Below are 22,816 nucleotides of genomic sequence, written 5' to 3'. Positions count from 1 at the left end.
TCAGAAATAGCCCTCTCGCTTGCGGTCTTCCATAGCCGCTTCGGAAACTCGGTCGTCGCCACGGGTTGCGCCGCGCTCGGTCAGCCGGGACGCTGCGACCTCGGCGAGGATCGCCTCGTTGTCGCCGGCCTCGGAAAGAACTGCGCCCGTGGTGGACCCGTCGCCGACGGTGCGGTACCGCACCGACAGAGTCTGCAGGTCCTCACCCTCGGACGGTCCGCCCCACACACCGGGCGTCATCCACATGCCGTCGCGCTGGTACACCTCGCGCTGGTGCGCGTAGTAGATGCTGGCCAGTTCGACGTTGTCACGGGCGATGTACCGCCAGATGTCGAGTTCGGTGAAGTTGCTGAGCGGGAAGACGCGGACCTGCTCACCGGGGGAGTGCTTGCCGTTGTACAGGTTCCACAGTTCGGGGCGCTGCTTCTTCGGGTCCCACTGGCCGAAACTGTTGCGCAGCGAGAAGATGCGCTCCTTTGCCCGGGCGCGCTCCTCGTCGCGTCGAGCACCACCGAAGACCGCGTCGAAACGGTTCTCGGCGATGGCGTCGAGCAGGGGAACGGTCTGGAGCGGGTTGCGGATCCCGTCGGGGCGCTCGGTGAGCCGGCCGTCGGCCAGGTAGTCCTCGACCTTCGCCACGTGCAGGCGCAGGTCGTACTTGGACACGACGTGATCGCGGAAGTCGAGGACCTCCTGCAGGTTGTGTCCGGTGTCGACGTGCAGCAGCGCGAACGGCAGCGGTGCAGGCCAGAACGCCTTGATCGCCAGGTGCAGCAGCACCGTGGAGTCCTTGCCGCCGGAGAACAGGATCACCGGGCGTTCGAACTCGCCCGCGACCTCACGGAAGATGTGGATGGCTTCCGACTCGAGCGCGTCGAGCGTGTCGAACTGCGACCCGTCCAACTGCGGCCGGACGTCGGATTCGGCGAGGGAAGTGGAGATGTCGATGGTCATGAGGCGTGCAACCCGCATTCTGTCTTGGCCTGACCGGCCCAGCGTCCGCTGCGCGGATCGCTGCCGGGGGCTGGCTTGCTGGTGCACGGAGCGCACCCGATGGACGGATAGCCCTCGTCGACGAGCGGATTCACCAGAATCGAGTGCTCGTCGATGTAGGCCTGCATGTCTTCGTCGGACCACGCCGCGATCGGATTGATCTTCACCAGACCGAACGCGTCGTCGAACGAGATCAGTGGGGCGTTGGCGCGGGTGGGGGCCTCGACCCGCCGGATACCGGTGACCCAGGCCTTGTAGCCGGAGAGGGTCTTCTTCAGTGGGGCGACCTTCCGGAGCGCGCAGCACCGGTTGGGTTCGCGGGCGAACAGGTCCTTGCCCTCCGCCGCGTCCTGTTCTGCGACGCTCGCCTCGGCGCGCGCGTTGATGACGTTGACGCCGTACACCTGCTCGACGGCGTCGCGGGTGCCGATAGTCTCCGCGAAGTGGTAGCCGGTGTCGAGGAACAGCACGTCCACGCCGGGATGAACCTGGGCGGCGAGGTGGACCAGAACGCCGTCCTGCATATTCGAGGCGACGATGTAGCTGTTCCGATACCCCGTCGCTTCGCTCGCCCCGGCCCCGAACGTGTCTTCCGTCCACTGCAGCAATTCCCGCGCGGACGCACCCTCGAGACTCGACGCCCCCTTCACGGCGAGTTCCCTCAGGTCGTCCTCGGTGACGCTGGAAAGGTCGACGCTCATCGCAGGTCCTCCTCTTCTGCTCGGACTGTCCACTCGGCGAATCGCTCGCCCTCGTTGCGGTGCTTGACGAACTGGCGCACCACGCGCTCGATGTAGTCGCCCAGCTCCCCGCTGGTCACCTTGTGCTGGCGCAGCTTGCGGCCGAAACCGGCGTCGAGGCCGAGGCTGCCGCCCAGGTGCACCTGGAAGCCCTCGATCTGGTTGCCCGCACCGTCGTCGACGAGCATGCCCTTGAACCCGATGTCGGCGATCTGGGACCGGCCGCAGGAGTTGGGGCAGCCGTTGATGTTGACCGTGATCGGCACGTCCAGGTTGGCGTTGATGTCCGCCAGGCGCTCCTCGAGTTCCGGCGCGAGCACCTGCGAACGCTTGCGGGTCTCGGTGAACGACAGCTTGCAGAACTCGATGCCGCTGCATGCCAGCAGGTTTCGACGCCAGTGCGACGGACGCCCGTGCAGCCCAAGGGGCTCGAGCTCGTCGATCAGCCATTCGACCTTGTCGTCCGGCACGTCGAGCACGATCAACTTCTGGTACGGGGTGAAGCGGACGCGGTCGGAACCGACGGCGGCCACCGCCTCGGCAACCTTCGTCAGGATGGTGCCTGACACCCGGCCCGCGATCGGGGAGAAGCCGATCGCGTTGAGCCCGTTACGCAGCTTCTGCACACCGATGTGGTCGATCGGGCGCTCCGGCTTGGCCGGTGCCGGGCCGTCGATCAGCTTCCGCTTCAGGTACTCGGTCTCGAGCACCTCGCGGAACTTCTCGATGCCCCAGTCCTTGATCAGGAACTTCAGCCGCGCCTTGGACCGCAGCCGGCGGTAGCCGTAGTCGCGGAAGATCGAGACCACGGCCTCCCACACGTCCGGCACCTCGTCGAGCGGCACCCAGGCGCCGACCCGCTGCGCGAGCATCGGGTTGGTGGACAAGCCGCCGCCGACCCACAGGTCCAGGCCGGGGCCGTGCTCGGGGTGGTTGACGCCGACGAACGCGACGTCGTTGATCTCGTGCACCACGTCCTGCTGGCCGGAGATGGCGGTCTTGAACTTGCGCGGCAGGTTGGAGTACTCGGGCTTGCCGATGTAGCGGCGCACGATCTCGTCGATCGCGGGCGTGGGGTCGAGGACCTCGTCGAGGGACTCGCCGGCCAGCGGGGAGCCGAGCACCACGCGCGGGCAGTCGCCGCAGGCCTCGGTGGTCTGCAGGCCGACGGACTCGAGGCGCTTCCAGATCTCCGGGACGTTCTCGATCTCGATCCAGTGGTACTGGACGTTCTCGCGGTCCGAGAGGTCGGCGGTGTCGCGACCGAACTCGGTGGAGATGCCGCCGAGGGTGCGCAGCTGCTCGACGTTCAGGGCGCCGGCGTCGCAGCGGACCCGCATCATGAAGTACTTGGCCTCGAGCAGATCGATGTTCTCGTCACCGGTGAAGGTGCCGTCGTAACCCTGCTCGCGCTGGGTGTAGAGACCCCACCAGCGCATGCGGCCACGCAGGTCACCCTTGTCGATGCTGTCGAAGCCCTGCTTCGAGTAGATGTTCTCGATGCGGGCCCGGACGTTGAGCGGGTTGTCGTCCTTCTTCGCCTGCTCGTTGGCGTTGAGGGGCTCGCGGTAGCCGAGGGCCCACTGGCCTTCGGCGCGTCGCCGGGCCGGCTTCGCCGTGCGCGTACGCGCGGGGGCTGCGTCGACGGCAGCGGGGGAGGCGTCGGTGGTCGACGTCATGGAGCACTCCTGAATCTCAAGATGCACCGGCTGAGGCCGAGGAGGAGGGCTGGTCCTCGCTCGGGGCATTCGAATCCGGCCGGAAGTCGAGAAGAATGATGAACGGGCTGACAGGCTGAATTACTGCGCGATACAGGGCAGACAACAACAGCTGCAGACACGCTTGAGATCGACGTGACGACGCGCCACAAGTCGCACTCCGGGTCCGGTCATGTCGACCATTGTGCCACGTCAGATCGCTCACGCAGAGCCGGGCACCGATTTCCACCATTTTTGCGGGAAATATCACGAGGCGGGGCCCGCGACAGTCGGGTGGACACCGGAGGTGAGCCGACCATGGAGACTGTAAGGGTGAACGGAACGAGCACTACCACGGTCGGTCGCGACGAGGCGGCGGCATTCGCGCTGCCCGGGAGTGCCCTGAAAGGTGTGGGGAGCCGCCCGTTCGGGATCTACGTCCACGTGCCTTTCTGCGCCACACGCTGCGGATACTGCGATTTCAACACATACACGGCAGGCGAGCTGGGGACGTCGGCGTCGCCGCAGTCGTGGATGGAGGGGTTGCGCCGCGAACTCGACCTCGCCGCGCAGATGACGGGCGCCCCGGCCGTCGACACGGTGTTCGTCGGCGGTGGCACACCGTCACTCCTCGGCGGCGACGGACTGGCGGACGTTCTCGGTGCGGTCCGCTCGAGCTTCGGCCTCGCGAAGGGCGCCGAAGTGACCACCGAGTCGAACCCGGAGTCCACGTCGCCGGAGTTCTTCGAGCGGTTGCTCGCCGGCGGATTCACGCGGATCTCACTGGGCATGCAGTCGGCGGCGCAACACGTCCTGAAGGTGCTCGACCGCACCCACACACCGGGACGTGCGGTGGCGGCGGCGCAGGAGGCGCGGGCCGCCGGATTCGAGCACGTCAATCTCGACCTCATCTACGGAACTCCGGGGGAGCGCGACGAGGACCTCGACCTCTCGCTGGACGCCGTGCTGTCCGCCGGGGTGGACCACGTATCCGCCTACGCCCTGATCGTCGAGGACGGCACCACGCTGGCGAGGAAGGTGCGCCGCGGCGAACTGCCCGCGCCCGACGACGACGTCCTGGCGTCGCGGTACGAGCGCATCGACGCTCGGCTCGCCGACGCGGGCCTGACCTGGTACGAGGTGTCGAACTGGGCATCGGCTGACGCCGCGACGGGGGAATCACGCTGCCGGCACAACCTGGGGTACTGGGACGGCGGGGACTGGTGGGGCGCCGGGCCGGGCGCGCACAGCCACGTCGGCGGTGTGCGCTGGTGGAACGTCAAGCACCCGGCGCGCTACGCGGACCAGCTGGCTGCGGGAAGTCTGCCCGTCGGTGGGAGCGAACAGCTGACCACGGAGGACGTCCACGTCGAGCGGGTAATGCTCACCGCGCGGCTGCGGACGGGACTACCGGTGGCGGAGCTGGATGCCGCGGAGCGGCGCGCCGCCGAGACCGTGGTGGCCGACGGACTGCTGGTGCGCGAGGGCGAGCACCTGGTGCTGACCGACCGCGGGCGGCTCCTCGCCGACGCCGTGGTCCGGACGGTGCTGCGCTGACGCTCAGCCCTCGACCGCTCAGGCGGTGACGATGCCGGGCATCTCGTCGTAGTCGAAGACGCGGGCGTGGAGCACGACGCGGTTTCGCAGTGCCGAGCGCACGGCCCGGTGCAGCCCGTCCTCGAGGTAGAGCACCCCGTGCCACTGGACCGCGTGCGGGAACAGGTCGCCGTAGAACGTCGAGTCCTCGGACAGCAGCCGGTCGAGCTCGAGAACCTTCGTCGTGGTGACGATCTCGTCCAGCCGCACCTGCCGGGGTGGGATCTTGGACCAGTCGCGCAGCGACAACCCGTGGTCCGGGTACGGCTTGCCGTCCATGACACCTTTGAAAATCATCGCCTCGTCATCCGCCCGTGGTCGTTGCCTCTGCTCGTCTCCGGTCACCACAGTAAGGCCTGAACCGGTATCGGCGGCGCGGCGATTAGACTGGACCGAGCCGAGATGCACGTGCATCTGCACGTAGCTCAGGGAATGTGGCGGCCGATCCGAACGAAGGTTCGGTGACGCCGCTGCTCGTGATGATCGAGAACTGGAGGTGGACGGCGATGTCGAGTACGGACGACAGACGGTTCGAGGTTCTCCGCGCCATCGTCGCCGACTACGTCTCGACCCAGGAGCCGGTGGGATCGAAGGCGCTGGTCGAGCGGCACAACCTGGGTGTATCCAGTGCGACGGTCCGCAACGACATGGCGTTCCTCGAGAGCGAGGGCTACATCGCCCAGCCGCACACGAGTTCCGGCCGTGTTCCCACGGACAAGGGCTACCGGCAGTTCGTCGACCGCATCGCCGACGTGAAGCCGCTGTCGACGGCGGAGCGGCGCGCGATCCTCGATTTCCTCGAGTCCGGGGTCGACCTGGACGACGTTCTCCGGCGCGGTGTGCGCCTCCTCGCGCAACTCACACGCCAGGTCGCGGTTGTGCAATATCCCACACTCTCGGCGTCGTCGGTCCGGCACCTCGAGGTGGTCGCGCTGACGCCTGCCCGCCTGCTGCTCGTGCTCATCACCGATTCGGGTCGAGTGGATCAGCGCATCGTCGAACTCGGCGACGTGCTCGACGACCAGGACCTGGCGCGGCTGCGCGGACTGCTCGGGGGCGCCCTCGACGGGAAACGGCTGGCGGCGGCGTCCATCGCAGTCTCGGAACTCGCCGACGAGGCCCCGGAGGATCTGCGCGACGCCGTGATCCGTTCGGCCACCGTGCTGGTGGAAACGCTCGTCGAGCATCCCGAGGAGCGGTTGGTCCTCGGCGGTACCGCGAACCTGACCCGCAACGCCGCCGACTTCTCGGGAATCAGCGGGTTCCCCGGTTCGCTGCGCGCGGTCCTCGAGGCGCTGGAGGAGCAGGTGGTGGTGCTCAAACTGCTGGCCGCCACGCAGGACGCGGGCACCGTGACGGTGCGGATCGGTGAGGAAACCCAGGTGGAGCAGATGCGCGGCACCTCCGTCATCTCGACCGGCTACGGTGCGGCAGGCACCGTGCTCGGCGGAATGGGCGTGCTCGGACCCACCCGAATGGACTATCCGGGAACAATCGCGTCGGTGGCAGCCGTTGCGAGATACATCGGCCAGGTGCTCGCCGAGCGGTGACGGCCGGCCCCGGCGACAGCGCCGCCGTGGGGCGAGCACAGGTACCGGTAGCGAGATAACGAAGTAGAGAAGGACGAGAGACTCAACGTGGCACGGGATTACTACGCAACGCTCGGCGTCGATCAGAAGGCGACCGATCAGGAGCTCAAGCGCGCGTACCGCAAGCTTGCGAGGGAACTGCATCCCGACGTGAACCCCGACGAGGCGGCGCAGGCCCGGTTCCGGGACATCTCGACGGCCTACGAGGTGCTGTCCGATCCGGAGAAGCGTCGCATCGTCGACCTCGGCGGCGACCCCCTCTCCTCGGGTGGCGGCGGAGGCGGTGCCGGCTTCGGCGGCGGTTTCGGTGGCGGCCTCGGCGACGTGTTCGAAGCGTTCTTCGGCGGCGGAGGCGGTGCAGGCCGCGGGCCGCGCGGCCGCGTCCAGCCGGGCGCCGATTCACTCCTGCGCACCAGGCTGACGTTGGCGGAATGCGCGACCGGCGTGAGCAAGCAGGTCACCGTCGAGACGGCGATCCTGTGCGACAGCTGCACCGGTGCGGGCACCAACGGCGATTCCAAGCCGGTGCGCTGTGAGACCTGTGGCGGCGCGGGCGAGGTCCAGTCGGTGCAGCGTTCGTTCCTCGGCCAGGTCATGACGTCGCGGCCGTGTCCCACCTGCCGCGGCGCCGGCGAGACGATCCCCGACCCCTGCCACAAGTGTGGCGGCGACGGCCGGGTGCGCGCCCGCCGCGACATCACGGTGAAGGTGCCCGCAGGCGTGGCAGGCGGAATGCGGATCCGGCTCGCCGCGCAGGGCGAGGTCGGCCCCGGTGGCGGACCCGCAGGCGACCTGTACGTCGAGGTGGTCGAGCAGGCGCACGAGGTGTTCGTGCGCGACGGCGAAGACCTGCACTGCACGATCCGGGTTCCGATGATCGACGCCGCCCTCGGCACGACCGTGACGATCGACACGATCATCGACGGACCCAAGGAGATCACCATCGAGCCGGGAACCCAGCCGGGATCGGTGACGGTCCTGCGCGGGCACGGCATGCCGAAGCTGCGTTCCGGCATCCGCGGCGACGTGCACGCCCACCTCGAGGTCGTGGTTCCGTCGCGCCTCGACCACAAGGAGACGAAGCTTCTCCGCGAACTCAAGGACCTGCGCGACCGCGACGTCGCCGAGGTCGTCTCCACCCAGTCGCAGCACAGCGGCGGATTGTTCTCACGCCTGCGTGAAGCGTTCAGCGGTCGCTGACCGTGGCGGCGACGGTCTTCTTCCTCGACCCGCTGCCCGAGGTGGGGGGCACCGCGGTCCTGGACGGCCCGGAGGGCAGGCATGCCGCGACGGTGCGCCGGATCGGTGTCGGGGAGCGGATCGTGCTGGCCGACGGCCGGGGTGGTCTCGCCGACACCGAGGTGACGGGGGCCGGTAAGGACCGGCTCGAACTCACCGTTCACGAGCGTCGTCAGGTGTCGGCGCCGTCGCCGAGTGTGACTGTGGTGCAAGCGCTTCCGAAGGCAGAGCGGTCCGAGCTGGCGGTCGAGCTGGCCACCGAGGCCGGGGTCGACGCGATCGTGCCGTGGCAGTCGTCGCGCTGCGTGGCGCGGTGGGAGGGCCCCAAGGTCGCGAAGGGTATCGCTCGCTGGCGTAGCGCGGCTCTCGCCGCCGCCAAGCAGTCCCGGCGGGCGATCGTCCCCGAGGTGTCGGAACTGCACCGCACCGCCGGGATGCTCGCCGTCGTCCGTGAGGTGGTCGGCCGCGGCGGCGTCGTCGCCGTGCTGCACGAGGCGGCCACCCAGGGCCTCGCCGAGCTTCCGCTGCGCTCGGCGGCCGAGATCGTGCTCGTCGTCGGCCCGGAGGGCGGTATCTCCGACGAGGAGATCGCCGCGCTGACGGACGCCGGCGCCGTCCCGGTGCTGCTCGGTCCGCACGTTCTGCGGACCTCGACCGCCGCGGCTGTCGCGCTGGGCGCCATCGGTGTCCTCACGGACCGTTGGGGCGCGGCCCCGCTAGCCTGACTGTCCGTGGACCGCATTCGCATCGCCTACGGAACCGAACCGCAGCAGTTCGGGCACTTCTACCCGCCCGAGGAGCCCGTGGCCGCCGCGGTCCCGGTGGTGATGGTCGTCCACGGCGGTTTCTGGAGCGGGAAGTACCACCTGAACCTGGGCACGAGCTTCGCGGTCGACCTCGCCCGCCACGGCGTCGCCGTCTGGAACATCGAATACCGCAGGCTCGGTGCGGGCGGCCGGTGGGACGAGATGTCCGCCGACGTTCTCGCCGCCCTCGACGCGATCGCCGGGCCGGTCGCCGAGCAGTCGCCCGTCCCGTTCGACCTGTCGAAGGTCCGGGTCGTCGGCCACTCGGCCGGTGGACAGCTCGCCGTGTGGCTCGCCGGGGAGAGGCAGACGACGGTCCGGCCGGAGCGGGTCGTGTCCCAGGCGGGCGCCCTCGACCTCGCGTCCCCGGGGGAGCGGGGCCGGCGGATCGGCTACCTCGAGGATCTCCTCGGCGTCCCCTTCGACGAAGACCCCGATCGGTACCGCGCCGCGTCCCCACGGCACCGCATCCCCACCGGGGTGCCGGTGGTGTGCGTGCACGGCACGGAGGACGCGCAGGTTCCGGCGAAGGTGAGTGTGCGGTACAGCGAGGTCGCGCGGGCGGCCGGGGATCCGGTCGCGCTGCATGTCGTCGAGGGCGAAGACCACTACGCGTTCCTGAATCCCGAGACCGACTGCTGGAAGATCTCGCGGGACGCCCTACTGTCCGGTGCCGGCGAGTTCTCCGGCTGACGCCGGCCGACAGGCACGCGTCGTGGACGAGGCGCGGCACTGGTTGCGCGAGCATCCGGAGGTCCCGAAGTCGTGACGGCGTCGCGTAATCGGGTGGGCGCTGTGACCTGCGAGCGATAGACTTCCCTCATCACGACGACCGTCGTGACCGACCAGGAACCGGGAAGAAGGCCATATTCCTCACGTGAGCGAACAAGACCAGAACGGCGAGACGTTCGGCGCCACGCGTCCGGCGGAACGCACCGTGCGTTCGAGTATCGATCTCCCACCCGAAACGGTCCCGCCTCTCCTCGGTTCTTCCGACGAGAATCTGCGCGCTCTCGAACGGGTCCTGGACGCAGACATCCATGTACGCGGCAACGCCGTCACGCTGACGGGACGGCCCGGCGACGTCGCGCTCGCCGAACGGGTCATCGCGGAACTGGGCTCCATCGTCGGTCGCGGGCAACCGCTGACCCCCGACGCGGTGCGTCGCACGGTCGGCATGCTCACGCAGGGGCTGAGCGAATCACCCGCCGAGGTCCTGACCCTCGACATCCTGTCGCGACGCGGCAAGACGATCCGGCCGAAGACGCTGAACCAGAAGCGTTACGTCGACGCGATCGACGCCAACACCATCGTGTTCGGCATCGGGCCCGCCGGTACCGGCAAGACCTACCTCGCCATGGCGAAGGCGGTGCAGGCCCTGCAGACCAAGCAGGTGTCGCGGATCATCCTCACCCGCCCCGCGGTCGAGGCGGGCGAGCGGCTCGGGTTCCTGCCCGGCACGCTGCACGAGAAGATCGATCCGTACCTGCGCCCGCTGCACGACGCACTCCACGACATGATGGACCCCGAAGCCATCCCGAAGCTGATGCAGTCGGGTGTCATCGAGGTGGCGCCGCTGGCGTACATGCGTGGCCGCACGCTCAACGACGCGTTCATCATCCTCGACGAGGCGCAGAACACCACCGCCGAGCAGATGAAGATGTTCCTCACCCGTCTGGGCTTCGGCTCCAAGGTCGTGGTCACCGGCGACGTCACGCAGGTGGACCTGCCGGGCGGTGCCCGGTCCGGGCTCCGCGCGGCCACCGAGATCCTCGGTGACATCGACGACATCTACTTCGCCGAACTCAACAGCAGCGACGTGGTCCGGCACCGGCTGGTGTCCGACATCGTCGACGCGTACGAGCGTTTCGAGGCGGACCGGGACGGCAAGGTCGAGCTCGGGAACCGCGCACAGCGTAGAGCGGCGCACTCGCGTTCTCCACGACGGTAGGGTGAGTGTCGCCGGAACCAGGAGGAAGCGACACACATGAGCATCGAAGTCTCGAACGAATCGGGCATGGACGTCTCCGAAGAGGAGCTGATCAGCGTTGCCCGCTTCGTGATCGCGAGGATGGACGTGCACCCCGCGGCCGAGTTGTCGATGGTCCTCGTGGACTCGGCCACCATGGCCGACCTCCACATGCGGTGGATGGACCTGCCCGGTCCCACCGACGTGATGTCGTTCCCGATGGACGAGCTCGAGCCCGGCGGTCGCCCGGACTCGCCCGAGCCCGGACCGTCGATGCTCGGTGACATCGTGCTGTGCCCGTCCTTCGCCGCGGACCAGGCCGAGAAGGCCGATCACCCGCTCGCACACGAACTCGCTCTGCTCACCGTGCACGGTGTGCTCCACCTCCTCGGCTACGACCACGCCGAACCGGAGGAGGAGAAGGAGATGTTCGGCCTGCAGAACCAGTTGCTCGAGGACTGGTACGAGGATCTGCGCAGGGCCGAACGCGACGCCGCACTCGCTGCCCGGGATCAGAAGCTGCTCGGCAAGGCCGGCTTCTTCGACTCACCGGACCAGTAACCGCCACGTGAAGGGTCTTCTGTGAGTAGCGCCATCGCGCTGATCGTCCTCGCGATCGTCCTCGTCCCGCTCGGTGGTGTCTTTGCCGCCGTCGATTCCGCACTCAACACGATCTCGTCCGCGCGCATCGAGGAGATGGCGAAGGAGGATCGCCCCGGCGCCACCCGCGTGCTCCGCATCCTGTCGGATCGCCCCCGCTACGTGAATCTCATGGTGCTGCTGCGCATCCTGTGCGAGATCACGGCGACGGTGGTGCTCGTCGGTGGCCTGTCCGATCTCCTCGAGCCTGTGTGGGCGCTCACGTTCACCGCGATCATCATGGTGCTCGTCGACTACGTGGTGATCGGGGTCGGCCCCCGGACGCTCGGTCGTCAGCACGCCTACTCGATAGCGTTGATCACGTCGTTTCCCCTGCAGGTCATCGGAACTCTGCTCGGCCCGATCAGTCGCCTCCTGATCCTGATCGGTAACGCGATCACCCCGGGTAAGGGGTTTCGCAACGGGCCCTTCGCCTCCGAGATCGAACTGCGCGAACTCGTCGACATGGCGCAGGAACGCGGCGTGGTGGCCGACGAGGAACGCCGGATGATCCAGTCGGTGTTCGAACTCGGCGACACGTCCGCCCGCGAGGTGATGGTGCCGCGCACCGAGATGGTGTGGATCGAGAACGACAAGAGCGCCGGACAGGCGACGTCGCTGGCCGTCCGCAGCGGACATTCGCGGATCCCCGTGATCGGGGAGAACGTCGACGACGTGCTCGGGGTGGTGTACCTCAAGGATCTCGTGCAGGAGACGTACCACTCGCGCGACGGCGGACGCAGCGTCCGCGTCGGCGACGTGATGCGGCCCGCCGTGTTCGTGCCCGATTCCAAGCCCCTCGACAGCCTGCTCGCCGAGATGCAGCGCGACCGCAACCATATGGCCGTTCTGGTGGACGAATACGGCGGAATCGCCGGGCTCGTCACCATCGAGGACGTCATCGAGGAGATCGTCGGTGAGATCGCCGACGAATACGACCAGGACGAGACGCCGCCCGTCGAGGATCTCGGCGACGGCATGTACCGGGTCTCCGCGCGTCTGCCGATCGAGGATCTCGGGGAACTGTTCGGCATCGAGGTGGAGAACGACGAGGTCGAAACAGTCGGTGGGCTCATCGGTTACGAACTCGGCAGGGTGCCGCTCCCGGGATCGGAGGTCGTGTCGCACGGTCTCGTCCTGCGCGGCGAGGGCTCACCCGACGTGCGCGGACGGGTGCGCATCAGCACGGTCTTCGTGCAACGCGCCCCCATCGACGAGGACGACGACGGCAACGACGGCGACCGGGAGGGCGACGATGACTGAACTGGGCGACGAAGACGCCAAACTGGTCGTGCTCGCGCGAGGAGCGTTCGGCCGCACCGGAAGTGGTCAGGGTGCCGCCGTCCGCGATCTCGACGGCCGCACCTACTCGGCGGGCGCGGTCGCGCTGACGGCGCTGCCGCTGACCGCGCTGCAGGCGGCCGTCGCGGCGGCGGTGTCGAGTGGCGCCGAGGGTTTCGAGGCCGCAGTCGTGATCGGCGGCAGCCCGGAAGACCCGGGCATCGCCGCCCTACACGAAGTCAGTGCGCAGGCGGCCGTCGTCTTCGCGCGAACCGATGGATCCGTGATCGAGGAGCAACATGAGTAAAACCGAATTCCGTTCCGGATTCGTCTGTTTCGTCGGACGGCCCAACACGGGCAAGTCCACGCTGACCAACGCGCTGGTAGGCAGCAAGATCGCGATCACGTCGTCGCGTCCGCAGACCACCCGCCACACCATCCGCGGCATCGTGCACCGCGACCACGCGCAGCTGATCCTCGTCGACACCCCGGGTCTGCACCGCCCCCGGACGCTCCTCGGCCAGCGCCTCAACGACCTCGTGCGCGACACCTACTCCGAGGTCGACGTGATCTGCCTGTGCATCCCGGCGGACGAGAAGATCGGCCCCGGCGACCGGTGGATCGTGCAGCAGGTCCGTCAGATCGCGCCGAAGACCACGCTCGTCGGCATCGTCACGAAGATCGACAAGGTCAGCAAGGACATGGTCGGGCAGCAGTTGCTGGCCGTGTCCAAGCTCCTCGGTCCCGAGACGGATGTCGTGCCCGTGTCCGCCGCCTCCGGTGAGCAGGTGGAGGTGCTGGTCGACGTCCTCGCGTCGAAGATGGAGGAGGGCCCGGCGTTCTACCCGGACGGCGAGCTCACCGACGAACCCGAAGAGACGCTGATGGCGGAACTCATCCGCGAGGCCGCGCTCGAGGGGCTCGGCGACGAACTGCCGCACTCCCTGGCCGTGGTCATCGAGGAGATCATCCCCCGCGAGGGACGCACCGAGAAGCAGGGCGAACTGCTCGACGTCCACGCCCTGCTCTACGTCGAACGCCCGTCCCAGAAGGGCATCGTGATCGGCAAGGGCGGCGCCCGCCTCCGCGAGGTGGGGACCAAGGCGCGGCTGCAGATCGAGAAGCTCCTCGGCACCAAGATCTTCCTCGAACTGCACGTCAAGGTGGCCAAGGACTGGCAGCGCGACCCGAAACAGCTGGGCCGCCTGGGGTTCTAGGCGGCTGCGCCGCCCGTGCGCGGTTGACGAGCCCTGAGACTCGTCAACCACTCACGGGGCCGGCGGCCCTCAGAAGGAGGAGTACCGACGTCGCGAAGTCCTGATCGCCGTCGCTTCCGGTCGCGAGTCTCCTGAGCTGCAGGCCGGCGATGGTGGCGACGATGGTCGGGGCGACGGACGCGGCGTCCGGGACGCCGAGGGCGGTGAGGATCGTCACCGTCAAATCGTCGTACGCGGCGAAACATTCGGCGGCGGCCTGACGCAGCTCGTGGTCGCGTCCCGCCTGGATGTACAGCTCGAACGGGGCGATCCGCTCGGCGGAGAACGCCAGATCCTTCGCGACCTTCCCGGTGAGTGCCGCGGCGTCCTCGAGACTCAGCCCCTTGTCCCGGTATCCCTCCGCCAGCTCCGACAGCCGCTGCGTCTCCTCCGTCACGAACCCGGACAACGCGGCGCGCAACAGGTCCGTCTGCGTGGGGAAGTGGTACGTGATGGAGCCGAGCGACACGCCGGCCTGCGCGGCGATCCGCCGATTGGTCACGCCGGGAATGCCTTCCGTGCCGACGATGTGCAGCGCCGCCGCGAGGATGCGGTCACGAACGTCCGTCGAAGCCATCGGTCACCACCACTTCTCGGGACGTTCGAGGTCCCACCGCAGCACCGACTCGAGCTGGGCCGCAACCGACACCAGCAGTGGCTCGGCACCCTCGTGTCCCATCAGCTGGGCTCCGGTCGGCAGGTTGCCGGACGTGAACCCGGCCGGGACGTTCACGCTGGGCCAGCCCAGCACGTTCCACGGCCACGCGTACGGGCAGACCGCGGTGATCACCTTGTCCGTGGCCCAGGAGCTGATGCCGTCGATCCCCTCGACCCTCGGTGGGGGAGTCGCGGTGGTCGGGGCGAGGACGAGGTCGTACTCGTCGAAGATCGCGCCGACTCGTCGCTGCATCCTCGGCTCGGCGGCACGGGCGGCGCGTAGCGGTGCCCCGCGCAACAGTCGTCCGGTCCGGGCGTTGCCCTTCGTGCGGGGGTCGACGAGTGACGGGTCCGGGACCTTCCGCACCCAGTCGTCGATGCCGACCATCGACCGCGGGAGGAAGCCGAGCCCGAACATGATCCCGTAGTCGGGGTCGTCCACCACGACGCGATGCCCGAGCCTGCGCAGCGCCTCGGCGATCCGTGCGACGCCCTGGCGGACCTCGGGATGCAGCGACGTGGGGGTCGCGGTGAACGGGATCCGCAGCGACAGCGCGATGCGCAGCGGTCCGGGGTCGCGGCCGACCGCGTCGCTGACGGTGACCGGTGCGGGGGTGTGCAGGTCGCCCTCGTGCGGTCCCGATGCGACGTCGAGAAGCAGGGCCGCGTCGGCGACCGTGCGGGCCAGCGGGCCGTTGACGGTGAGGCCGTAGAACGCCTCGGCAGCAGGCCAGGTGGAGATACGGCCGCGTTGCGGCTTGATCCCGACGAGGTTGGTCCAGGCGGCGGGGATGCGGATGGATCCGGCGCCGTCCGAACCGATCGCCGCGGACACCACACCGGCGGACACGGCCGCCGCGGCGCCGCCGGACGACCCTCCGGGGGTGTGGTCACCGTTCCAGGGATTGCGGGTGTACCCGAAGGCGGGTCCGCCGGTGAGCGGCCACTGTCCCAGCTCGGGACTGTTGGTCTTGCCCACGACGACGGCGCCGACGGCGCGCAGTCGTCGCACCAGCTCGGAGTCGCGCGCCGCGGGCGGGAAGTCGCCCGGGCACCCGAACGCGGTCGGCTCGCCGGCCACGTCGACGTCGTCTTTCACGGCGATCGGGACCCCGAGCAGCGGCAGGCGCTCACCGGCGGCGATCCGGCGGTCGGCCTCGGCGGCTTCGGCCAGTGCCTTGTTCCGGCGGATCACCTTGAACGCGTTGAGCGTCCGCTGGCTCGCGTCGATGCGGTCGAGGGCGGCGCGGGTGGCAGCGACCGAGGTCGTGGCGCCGGAGGTCAGCGCCGTCACCTGCTCGACGAGTCCCGGGGCCCGATCCCCGTCGTCGTCGCGCTGCCGTCGATCGTCCAATTGTTCCGCGCTCATGTCGCCCCTCCCCGTAACTGTTCGTTCGAACGAACAGTATCAGCCGAGATGTCGCCGGACTACCCCGCCGATCGCCTCGGCTGCCCCGCGGGCCTGCGATTCGGGAAGCCGGGCGTACCCGCACACCAGTCCCCGCGGTCCGTCCGGGATGGTGCGGTAGTCGGCGAGGCTCGGAACCGTCACACCGTGTTCCCGCAGCTCAGCCGACAGGGCGACGTCGTCGACGGAACCGGGCAGCGTCAGGACGACGTGGAGACCGGCCTCGATGCCGGCGAGCCCGGCACCGCCCGTGTGGACCGCGGACAGTTGCCGCTGCAGTGCCGTGACGAAGGTGGCCCGGCGGGCCGAGTAGGTGCGGGAGGCGCGGGCCAGGTGCCGTGACAGCGCACCCGAGTCGATGAAATGCGCCAGCGCGAGGGCGGTGATCGAGCAGCACGCCTCACCGCTCGCGTCGAGGGCCCGGACGAGTCCCGGCCGCAGCGCCGGAGGCGCGATCACCCACGCCACCCGGATCGAGGGCGTGAGGATCTTCGACGCCGTGCCCACGTACGCCACGCATTCGGACCCGCGGTCGATGCTGCGCAGGGCGGGCAGCGCCGACACGTCGTAGCGGAACTCGCCGTCGTAGTCGTCCTCGATGATCACCGTTCCGGACGCCGCGGCGTCGGCCACGAGCCGGGCCCTGCGGCCCACCGGCATCCGGGCACCCATCGGATACTGATGGGCAGGCGTGCAGTAGGCCGCGGCGTCGGACGCACGCAGCAGCGCGGGGTCGAGGCCGTCGCCGTCCACGGACACGCAGCGCGTCCGCACCCCCGAACCGTCGAGGACGGTGCGGGCCCGGCTGTAGCCGGGCTCCTCGAACACCACGTCCCGGCCGCCGAGTCCTGCTGCGGCAACGAGGGTGCGGAGCGCAGCGCCCACTCCGGGGACGATCACCAGTTCGTCGGGGCGCGCGGCGATCCCCCGGGTGCGGCGTAGATGCGCCGCGAGAGACCGTCGCAACTCCGCGTGCGCGCCGGGGCCCGGGGCGTCCGACGTCACGGCCGCGGCGGCGGCCGACCGCCACGCCCGGCGCCAGTCGACGGTGGAGATCAGGGCGGGATCGGGGTGCCCCGGAGTGAGATCCCACAGCGCCGCCGGCTTCTCGGGGGCAGCGGAGGAGGCCCGCTCCGAGGATCGGGTGATCGTGTGCGAGGCGACGTGCGCGCGGGCCGCCACGTCGGCGCCCGGTGCGATCCGCGTGCCGGAACCGGCGCGGGCGTTCGCGTACCCGGACGCGCAGAGTTCGTCGTAGGCGTCGACCACCGACGCCCGCGCGACCGTCAGGTGTTCGGCCAGCGCCCGCGTGGAGGGCAGTGGGTCGCCGGGCCGCAGGCGACCCACGCGGATCTCGTCGAGGATCGACTCCGCGATGCGGTGCCGAAGCGGCGCGTCGGTGTCGGGGAGCCGCAACGTCAGGTGCAGTTCGGGGCTGATCCGGGGCATGGTCCTGACAATACTGGTCTGCCAATAATGGTGATTGTGGATCTGGAGGGGTGATCCACATGGGGGTGAGGATGGTCTCGTGGACAAGATCATGAGATACCCGGACCGTGCCCGCACCGAACGAGCGCAACTCGACGCCGTCCTCGACGCCGCGCCGATGGGCACCCTCGCCACCGTCGTCGACGGGCTGCCGTGGGCCGTGCCGATGCTCTACGCCCGCGACGGCGACAGGATCCTGCTGCACGGCTCCACCGGGGCCGGCGCGCTGCGGCAGGTGGCGGCGGGCGCACCGGCGGCGCTGTGCGTCGCGATGCTCGACGGAATCGTCGTCGCGGACACCCTGTTCGACTCGTCCGCCAACTACCGTTCGGCGGTGGTGCGGGGCAACCTCGTCACCCTCGGCGAAGACGAATCCGCCGACGCACTGAACGCGCTGTCGGACGTGCTGATCCCCGGCCGCAGCACGGAGGTTCGGGGGCACCGGCGCAAGGAACTCGCCGCGACACTGGCCCTCGTCCTCCCGATCACGCCGGGCCAGTGGACCGTCAAGGTGCGGGACGCGCCACCGGGTGAACCCACCGAAACCAGCAGCGCCTGGGCCGGCGTGGTCCCCGTGCGGTCGGTCACCGGTGCGCCCGTCCCGGCACCGTGGGTGGCGAGCGGCACACCCGTGCCCGCGTCCGTGTCGCGGCTGACCCGGACCGCGTAAGGAAAGCGTCAAGAGCCGTAGGAGTCCCGTAAGCGCTTCGTCAGCGCCGCCTCTGTCGCCGAGATCGCGCGTGATGCTGGCATGACACCCCACAACCGTGGGGGTGTCATGCCTGCGCTGAACCGCAGGATCAGTACGAAGAGGGATCCTCACATGGCCGATGTGGCCTACGTCGCGCTCGTCCTCGGCGGATTCGCCTGTTGCGCGCTCGTTCTCCGTGCCCTGCAGACCGGACGCGTGAAATGACGGGCGCCGGAATACTCACGGTCGCGCTCGTCGCGATCGCCGCCGCGCTCGTCGTGTACCTCCTGATCGCGCTCATCGACCCGGAGCGGTTCTGATGACGCCTGCCCTGGCGGCCGGACTGCAGGTCGCCTTCGTCCTCGCGGTACTCGCGGTCGCATACGTGCCGGTGGGCGACTACATGGCGCGCGTGTACGAATCACGCCGTCACCTTCGCGTCGAATCCGTGCTGTACCGCCTGTGCCGCATCAACCCCCACACCGAGCAGACCTGGTACGGCTACACGGGCAGCGTGCTGGGATTCTCGGCGGCGAGTGTGCTGTTCCTCTACGCCCTGCAGCGCATCCAGGGAGTGCTGCTGCTGTCCGGGGACCTCTCCGGGGTCAGTCCCGCAGTGGCGTTCAACACGGCCGTGTCGTTCGTGACGAACACCAACTGGCAGTCGTATGCGCCCGAAACCACGATGAGCAACCTGACCCAGCCGGTCGGGCTCGCCGTGCAGAACTTCGTGTCCGCAGCGGTGGGCATGGCCGTCGCAGTGGCGCTGATCCGCGGGTTCGTCCGGGTGTCGCGCGGCGGTGAGATCGGCAACTTCTGGGTGGACCTCACCCGCGGCAGCCTGCGCATTCTGCTGCCGCTCTCCTTCGTGATCGCACTGATCCTGCTGAGCCAGGGCGTGATCCAGTCCTTCCACCCGGGCTTCGCGTCCACCGGTCTGGACGGCAACTCCGTCACCAACGCGCTCGCACCCGTCGCCTCACAGGAAGCGATCAAGGAACTCGGCACCAACGGCGGCGGGATCCTCGCCGCCAACTCGGCGCATCCGTTCGAGAACCCGACGCCGGTCAGCAACATCGTCGAGATCCTCGCGATCCTGCTGATCCCGGTCTCCCTCACCCGCACGTTCGGCACCATGGTCGGCGATCGCAAGCAGGGGCTGACCCTGCTCGCCGTGATGGGCATCCTGTGGGGTTCGCTCCTCGCGGTCACGCTCGCGGCGGAGTCGGGTCGGCGCGGCGTCGCCGCCACCGCCGCGGGCGCGATGATGGAGGGCAAGGAGGTTCGTTTCGGAATTCCCGGTACGGCACTGTTCGCCGTGAGCACCACCGGAACATCCACGGGCGCGGTGAATTCGGCGCACGACAGCCTGTCGCCACTCGGGGGCGGAGCCGTTCTGCTCAACATGCTGCTCGGTGAGATCGCGCCCGGCGGTGTCGGCACCGGGCTCTACGGAATCCTCGTCCTCGCCCTGATCGCCGTCTTCGTCGGCGGACTCCTCGTCGGCCGCACACCCGAATACCTGGGCAAGAAGCTGCGGCAGCGGGAGATCACGCTCGCCGCCCTGTCCGTACTGGCGATGCCGGCGCTGGTCCTGATCGGCACCGGGATCACCGTGATCCTGTCCTCGACCACCGGCTACCAGGGCAACAGCGGCGACCCCGGAAGTCCCGGATCCATCCACGGGTTCTCGGAAGTGCTGTACGCGTTCGCGTCGGCCTCGAACAACAACGGCAGTGCGTTCGGCGGGCTGACGGTGACGAGCGACTGGTTCCAGACCGCTCTCGGCCTGTGCATGCTGTTCGGCCGGTTCCTGCCGATCATCTTCGTCCTCGCGCTCGCCGGATCCCTGGCGTCGCAGAAGAAGACCGCCGCGGGCGCCGGAACCCTGCCGACGGCGGGCCCGATGTTCACCGGGCTCCTCACCGGCACCGTCGTGCTCGTCGCGGCGTTGACATTCTTCCCGGCCCTCGCGCTGGGACCGATCGCGGAGGCCCTGCAATGAGTGTGAACGTGACCAGTCGTCCGGAAACCGGGGCGGCGACCATGACGCCCGAGGCCGGCCACGACCCGGCGTCCGTGAAGGCGGGAATCTTCAGCCCCGCTCAGCTGGTGACGGCGCTACCGGGCGCCCTGCGCAAACTCGACCCCCGGCACCTCGCCCGCAACCCGGTGATGTTCGTGGTGTTCGTCGGTTCCGTCGTCACCACCGTCATGGCCGTCGCCGACCCGTCGGTGTTCTCCTGGGCCGTCGTCGCCTGGTTGTGGTTCACCGTGTTGTTCGCGAATCTGGCCGAGTCGGTCGCGGAGGGGCGGGGCAAGGCGCAGGCGGCGAGCCTGCGGAAGGTGAAGCAGGACACGGTCGCCCACCGGATCACGGTGAGCGGCCGGGTGGAGTCGGTGGCGGGTACCGAACTCACCGTCGGCGACCGGGTCGTCGTCGAGGCGGGGGAGGTGATACCCGGCGACGGCGACGTCGTCGACGGCATCGCGACCGTGGACGAGTCGGCCATCACCGGCGAATCGGCGCCCGTCGTCCGCGAATCCGGCGGCGACCGGTGTGCCGTCACCGGTGGCACGACCGTGCTCTCCGACCGGATCGTCGTCCGCATCACCGCGGCCCCCGGACAGTCGTTCGTGGACCGGATGATCGCCCTCGTGGAGGGGGCGGCGCGGCAGAAGACGCCGAACGAGATCGCGCTGAACATCCTGCTGGCGTCGCTGACGATCATCTTCCTGCTGGCCGTCGTCGCGATCGGTCCGATGGGCCTGTACGCGGGCCAGGAGCAGGATCCGATCAAGCTGATCGCGCTGCTGGTGTGCCTGATCCCCACCACGATCGGGGCCCTGCTGTCGTCCATCGGTATCGCCGGGATGGACCGACTGGTCCAGCGGAACGTCCTGGCGATGTCGGGGCGGGCGGTGGAGGCCGCCGGCGACATCGACACACTGCTGATGGACAAGACCGGCACCATCACGTTCGGCAACCGGCAGGCCACGGCATTGCACCCCGCGCCGGGGGTTTCCGCGATCGAGTTGGCCACGGCCGCACGGTTGTCCAGCCTCGCGGACGGCACCCCCGAGGGTCGCAGCATCGTGGACCTGTGCGCCCGCGACTTCGGGTTGGACCCCGCACCGTCCGAGGTGGAGAGAGCAGCGGAGTTCGTGCCGTTCACGGCGCAGACCCGGATGAGCGGACTCGACATCGACGGCGCCCGGATCCGCAAGGGCGCGAGCGACGCCGTGCTGACCTGGGTGCAGGCGCTGGGCGGGCGCGCGGCGCCCGCGGTCGCCGACAGCGTGAACCAGATCGCGCAGTCCGGGGGGACGCCGTTGGTGGTCGCCGCCGTCCGCGGAGACGCGGCGACCGTCCTCGGCGTGGTCGCGCTGTCGGACGTGGTGAAACCGGGCATCGCCGAGAGGTTCGCGGAACTGCGGGCCATGGGGATTCGCACGGTGATGGTCACCGGCGACAACCCGTTGACGGCGAAGGCCATCGCGGCCGAGGCCGGAGTCGACGACTTCATGGCCGAGGCGACACCCGAGGACAAGCTCGCGCTGATCCGCAAAGAACAGGAGGGCGGCCGGCTCGTCGCGATGACCGGGGACGGCACCAACGACGCTCCGGCGCTGGCCCAGGCGGATGTCGGGGTGGCGATGAACACCGGCACGTCGGCGGCGAAGGAAGCCGGGAACATGGTGGATCTCGATTCGGATCCCACCAAGCTCATCGAGGTGGTGGAGATCGGCAAGCAACTGCTCATCACGCGCGGTGCGCTCACCACGTTCTCGCTCGCCAACGACCTGGCCAAGTACTTCGCGATTCTCCCCGCCCTGTTCAGCGGCATCTATCCGCAGCTGGACACGCTGAACATCATGCGGCTGGCCACCCCGGAGTCGGCCATCCTGTCGGCGGTGATCTTCAACGCCGTGGTGATCGTCGCGCTGATCCCGTTGTCGCTGAAAGGCGTTCGCTACCGTCCGGCGTCCGCGTCGACGCTGCTGGGCCGCAACCTGCTGATCTACGGCCTCGGCGGTGTGATCACACCCTTCGCCGGTATCTGGCTCATCGACCTCGTCGTTCGTCTCATTCCCGGAATTGGGTGATCCCGCATGCGATTTCTCATCGGCCTGCTCCGGCAGACCTGGGCCGGACTACTCGTCCTGCTCGCACTCACAGCAGTCCTCGGTGTGCTCTATCCGGCCGCAGTGTGGGGGGTGAGCAGGATCGGCGCCGGAGCGGCCGAGGGGTCTCCGGTGCGCGACAGCACCGGCTGCGTCGTCGGGAGCCGGTGGGTCGGTGTCGAGCCGCAGGTGCCGGCGGGGGAGCCGGATCCGTTCTTCCACAACCGGGTCACCGGGTCGGTGGCCGATCAGGATCCGTTCGCACCCGGCGACCCCGCTGTCGCGCTGCCCACCAATCAGGGACCGAGCAGCGAGATCCTGGCGACGTTCATCGCCGACCGGCGGGCGGCGATCGCCACCCGGGAAGGGGTGGACCCCGCCGAGGTACCGGCGGACGCGGTCACCGGTTCCGGCTCGGGCATCGACCCGCACATCAGCCCCGCATATGCGGCGTTGCAGGTGCCGAGGGTGGCGGCGGAGAACGGCCTCAGCGAGACCCGGGTTCGGCAACTCGTCGACGAGAACACCGAGGGAAGGCAACTCGGCTTCCTCGGTGAGGATCGGGTGAACGTCCTCGAATTGAACCTGGCCCTCGGCCGGACCGCTCCTGAGTGCACGGCCCCGACCGCTGGTGGATGATGG

The 22,816-nt window shown here is 69.1% G+C and carries 23 protein-coding genes; 15 read left to right on the top strand and 8 right to left on the bottom strand.

Features of this window, described 5'->3' with window-relative positions:
• The 4 genes from cysD to AZG88_RS55505 form a co-directional block, all read right to left on the bottom strand.
• Positions 1-954 (bottom strand): sulfate adenylyltransferase subunit CysD, encoded by a 954-nt coding sequence (gene cysD / locus AZG88_RS09770; protein ID WP_061697583.1) that lies wholly within the window; start codon positions 952-954, stop codon positions 1-3.
• Positions 951-1,694, bottom strand: a complete 744-nt coding sequence (locus tag AZG88_RS09765) for a phosphoadenylyl-sulfate reductase (RefSeq protein WP_025432925.1) — start codon at positions 1,692-1,694, stop codon at positions 951-953. Before AZG88_RS09765 ends, cysD begins: the two co-directional genes overlap by 4 nt.
• A complete protein-coding gene (locus AZG88_RS09760; RefSeq protein ID WP_005247948.1) occupies positions 1,691-3,412 on the bottom strand; it encodes a nitrite/sulfite reductase in 1,722 nt (573 codons plus the stop codon). Before AZG88_RS09760 ends, AZG88_RS09765 begins: the two co-directional genes overlap by 4 nt.
• Positions 3,413-3,532: 120 nt before the next feature.
• Positions 3,533-3,625, bottom strand: coding sequence for an Ms4527A family Cys-rich leader peptide (locus tag AZG88_RS55505; RefSeq protein WP_368681498.1), 93 nt, complete (start codon positions 3,623-3,625; stop codon positions 3,533-3,535).
• Positions 3,626-3,763: 138 nt separating this feature from the next.
• On the opposite strand from AZG88_RS55505, the gene hemW reads away from it, so the two are divergent.
• Positions 3,764-4,987: a radical SAM family heme chaperone HemW gene (hemW, locus tag AZG88_RS09755; RefSeq protein WP_061697572.1), complete on the top strand. Its 1,224-nt coding sequence runs from the start codon at positions 3,764-3,766 to the stop codon at positions 4,985-4,987.
• Between the two features lie 18 nt (positions 4,988-5,005).
• On the opposite strand, the gene AZG88_RS09750 is transcribed toward hemW, so the two are convergent.
• Positions 5,006-5,323 carry a type II toxin-antitoxin system VapB family antitoxin gene (locus AZG88_RS09750; RefSeq protein WP_005261240.1) on the bottom strand — a complete coding sequence of 106 codons (318 nt, stop codon included), beginning with the start codon at positions 5,321-5,323 and terminating at the stop codon, positions 5,006-5,008.
• Between the two features lie 209 nt (positions 5,324-5,532).
• Between AZG88_RS09750 and hrcA the strand changes: the two genes are divergently transcribed.
• The 9 genes from hrcA to era all read left to right on the top strand — a co-directional run bounded on the left by hrcA (position 5,533) and on the right by era (position 13,766).
• Positions 5,533-6,576 (top strand): heat-inducible transcriptional repressor HrcA, encoded by a 1,044-nt coding sequence (hrcA, locus tag AZG88_RS09745; protein WP_005247940.1) that lies wholly within the window; start codon positions 5,533-5,535, stop codon positions 6,574-6,576.
• Between the two features lie 87 nt (positions 6,577-6,663).
• Positions 6,664-7,815, top strand: coding sequence for a molecular chaperone DnaJ (dnaJ, locus tag AZG88_RS09740; protein WP_005247937.1), 1,152 nt, complete (start codon positions 6,664-6,666; stop codon positions 7,813-7,815).
• Positions 7,816-7,817: 2 nt separating this feature from the next.
• The gene (locus AZG88_RS09735; RefSeq protein WP_005247935.1) at positions 7,818-8,579 is read left to right on the top strand and encodes a 16S rRNA (uracil(1498)-N(3))-methyltransferase; all 762 of its coding nucleotides are present in this window, start codon (positions 7,818-7,820) and stop codon (positions 8,577-8,579) included.
• A 6-nt stretch (positions 8,580-8,585) separates the two neighbouring features.
• On the top strand, positions 8,586-9,353 hold the full coding sequence (locus AZG88_RS09730) for an alpha/beta hydrolase family protein (protein WP_061697571.1): 768 nt from the start codon (positions 8,586-8,588) through the stop codon (positions 9,351-9,353).
• Between the two features lie 184 nt (positions 9,354-9,537).
• On the top strand, positions 9,538-10,611 hold the full coding sequence (locus tag AZG88_RS09725; protein ID WP_005247930.1) for a PhoH family protein: 1,074 nt from the start codon (positions 9,538-9,540) through the stop codon (positions 10,609-10,611).
• 36 nt (positions 10,612-10,647) lie between these two features.
• Positions 10,648-11,190 (top strand): rRNA maturation RNase YbeY, encoded by a 543-nt coding sequence (ybeY, locus tag AZG88_RS09720; protein ID WP_005247928.1) that lies wholly within the window; start codon positions 10,648-10,650, stop codon positions 11,188-11,190.
• A 21-nt stretch (positions 11,191-11,211) separates the two neighbouring features.
• Complete coding sequence (locus tag AZG88_RS09715) at positions 11,212-12,531, top strand: hemolysin family protein (RefSeq protein ID WP_025432922.1); 1,320 nt, start codon at positions 11,212-11,214, stop codon at positions 12,529-12,531.
• Entirely contained in the window at positions 12,524-12,856 is a 333-nt protein-coding gene (locus AZG88_RS09710; RefSeq protein WP_005247925.1) for a hypothetical protein, read from the top strand. Before AZG88_RS09715 ends, AZG88_RS09710 begins: the two co-directional genes overlap by 8 nt.
• Positions 12,849-13,766 carry a GTPase Era gene (gene era, locus AZG88_RS09705; protein ID WP_005247923.1) on the top strand — a complete coding sequence of 306 codons (918 nt, stop codon included), beginning with the start codon at positions 12,849-12,851 and terminating at the stop codon, positions 13,764-13,766. Before AZG88_RS09710 ends, era begins: the two co-directional genes overlap by 8 nt.
• A 43-nt stretch (positions 13,767-13,809) precedes the next feature.
• Here era and AZG88_RS09700 read toward each other — a convergent pair whose 3' ends face one another.
• Genes AZG88_RS09700 through pdxR form a run of 3 tightly spaced genes read right to left on the bottom strand, consistent with a single transcriptional unit; the run spans position 13,810 to position 17,319 of the window.
• Entirely contained in the window at positions 13,810-14,382 is a 573-nt protein-coding gene (locus tag AZG88_RS09700; protein ID WP_061045285.1) for a TetR/AcrR family transcriptional regulator, read from the bottom strand.
• Between the two features lie 3 nt (positions 14,383-14,385).
• Positions 14,386-15,831 (bottom strand): amidase, encoded by a 1,446-nt coding sequence (locus tag AZG88_RS09695; RefSeq protein ID WP_005247916.1) that lies wholly within the window; start codon positions 15,829-15,831, stop codon positions 14,386-14,388.
• Positions 15,832-15,870: 39 nt separating this feature from the next.
• Positions 15,871-17,319, bottom strand: a complete 1,449-nt coding sequence (gene pdxR / locus AZG88_RS09690) for a MocR-like pyridoxine biosynthesis transcription factor PdxR (protein ID WP_061697570.1) — start codon at positions 17,317-17,319, stop codon at positions 15,871-15,873.
• 79 nt (positions 17,320-17,398) lie between these two features.
• Between pdxR and AZG88_RS09685 the strand changes: the two genes are divergently transcribed.
• The 5 genes from AZG88_RS09685 to AZG88_RS09665 all read left to right on the top strand — a co-directional run bounded on the left by AZG88_RS09685 (position 17,399) and on the right by AZG88_RS09665 (position 22,813).
• A complete protein-coding gene (locus AZG88_RS09685) occupies positions 17,399-18,028 on the top strand; it encodes a pyridoxamine 5'-phosphate oxidase family protein (protein WP_061697569.1) in 630 nt (209 codons plus the stop codon).
• 242 nt (positions 18,029-18,270) lie between these two features.
• Positions 18,271-18,369, top strand: coding sequence for a K(+)-transporting ATPase subunit F (kdpF, locus tag AZG88_RS09680; RefSeq protein WP_025432920.1), 99 nt, complete (start codon positions 18,271-18,273; stop codon positions 18,367-18,369).
• Entirely contained in the window at positions 18,369-20,054 is a 1,686-nt protein-coding gene (kdpA, locus tag AZG88_RS09675) for a potassium-transporting ATPase subunit KdpA (protein ID WP_061697568.1), read from the top strand. Before kdpF ends, kdpA begins: the two co-directional genes overlap by 1 nt.
• Positions 20,051-22,156: a potassium-transporting ATPase subunit KdpB gene (gene kdpB, locus AZG88_RS09670; protein ID WP_061697567.1), complete on the top strand. Its 2,106-nt coding sequence runs from the start codon at positions 20,051-20,053 to the stop codon at positions 22,154-22,156. The genes kdpA and kdpB overlap by 4 nt, the downstream gene beginning before the upstream one ends.
• Positions 22,157-22,162: 6 nt before the next feature.
• Positions 22,163-22,813 carry a potassium-transporting ATPase subunit C gene (locus AZG88_RS09665; protein ID WP_025432918.1) on the top strand — a complete coding sequence of 217 codons (651 nt, stop codon included), beginning with the start codon at positions 22,163-22,165 and terminating at the stop codon, positions 22,811-22,813.
• Positions 22,814-22,816 lie beyond the last annotated feature (3 nt).

It is taken from the genome of Rhodococcus sp. LB1, assembly GCF_001583455.1.
Classification (GTDB): Bacteria; Actinomycetota; Actinomycetes; order Mycobacteriales; family Mycobacteriaceae; genus Rhodococcus_F; species Rhodococcus_F opacus.
This window is presented reverse-complemented; position numbering and strand designations above follow the sequence as displayed.

Coding starts and splice junctions, on each gene's coding strand:
- AZG88_RS09695 (WP_005247916.1), bottom strand. CDS start 15,831: ATGAGCGCGGAACAATTGGACGATCGACGGCAGCGCGACGACGACGGG.
- kdpA (WP_061697568.1), top strand. CDS start 18,369: ATGACGCCTGCCCTGGCGGCCGGACTGCAGGTCGCCTTCGTCCTCGCG.
- kdpB (WP_061697567.1), top strand. CDS start 20,051: ATGAGTGTGAACGTGACCAGTCGTCCGGAAACCGGGGCGGCGACCATG.
- AZG88_RS09710 (WP_005247925.1), top strand. CDS start 12,524: ATGACTGAACTGGGCGACGAAGACGCCAAACTGGTCGTGCTCGCGCGA.
- pdxR (WP_061697570.1), bottom strand. CDS start 17,319: ATGCCCCGGATCAGCCCCGAACTGCACCTGACGTTGCGGCTCCCCGAC.
- AZG88_RS09760 (WP_005247948.1), bottom strand. CDS start 3,412: ATGACGTCGACCACCGACGCCTCCCCCGCTGCCGTCGACGCAGCCCCC.
- AZG88_RS55505 (WP_368681498.1), bottom strand. CDS start 3,625: ATGACCGGACCCGGAGTGCGACTTGTGGCGCGTCGTCACGTCGATCTC.
- cysD (WP_061697583.1), bottom strand. CDS start 954: ATGACCATCGACATCTCCACTTCCCTCGCCGAATCCGACGTCCGGCCG.
- ybeY (WP_005247928.1), top strand. CDS start 10,648: ATGAGCATCGAAGTCTCGAACGAATCGGGCATGGACGTCTCCGAAGAG.
- AZG88_RS09700 (WP_061045285.1), bottom strand. CDS start 14,382: ATGGCTTCGACGGACGTTCGTGACCGCATCCTCGCGGCGGCGCTGCAC.
- hrcA (WP_005247940.1), top strand. CDS start 5,533: ATGTCGAGTACGGACGACAGACGGTTCGAGGTTCTCCGCGCCATCGTC.
- kdpF (WP_025432920.1), top strand. CDS start 18,271: ATGACGGGCGCCGGAATACTCACGGTCGCGCTCGTCGCGATCGCCGCC.
- AZG88_RS09665 (WP_025432918.1), top strand. CDS start 22,163: ATGCGATTTCTCATCGGCCTGCTCCGGCAGACCTGGGCCGGACTACTC.
- AZG88_RS09765 (WP_025432925.1), bottom strand. CDS start 1,694: ATGAGCGTCGACCTTTCCAGCGTCACCGAGGACGACCTGAGGGAACTC.
- AZG88_RS09750 (WP_005261240.1), bottom strand. CDS start 5,323: ATGATTTTCAAAGGTGTCATGGACGGCAAGCCGTACCCGGACCACGGG.
- era (WP_005247923.1), top strand. CDS start 12,849: ATGAGTAAAACCGAATTCCGTTCCGGATTCGTCTGTTTCGTCGGACGG.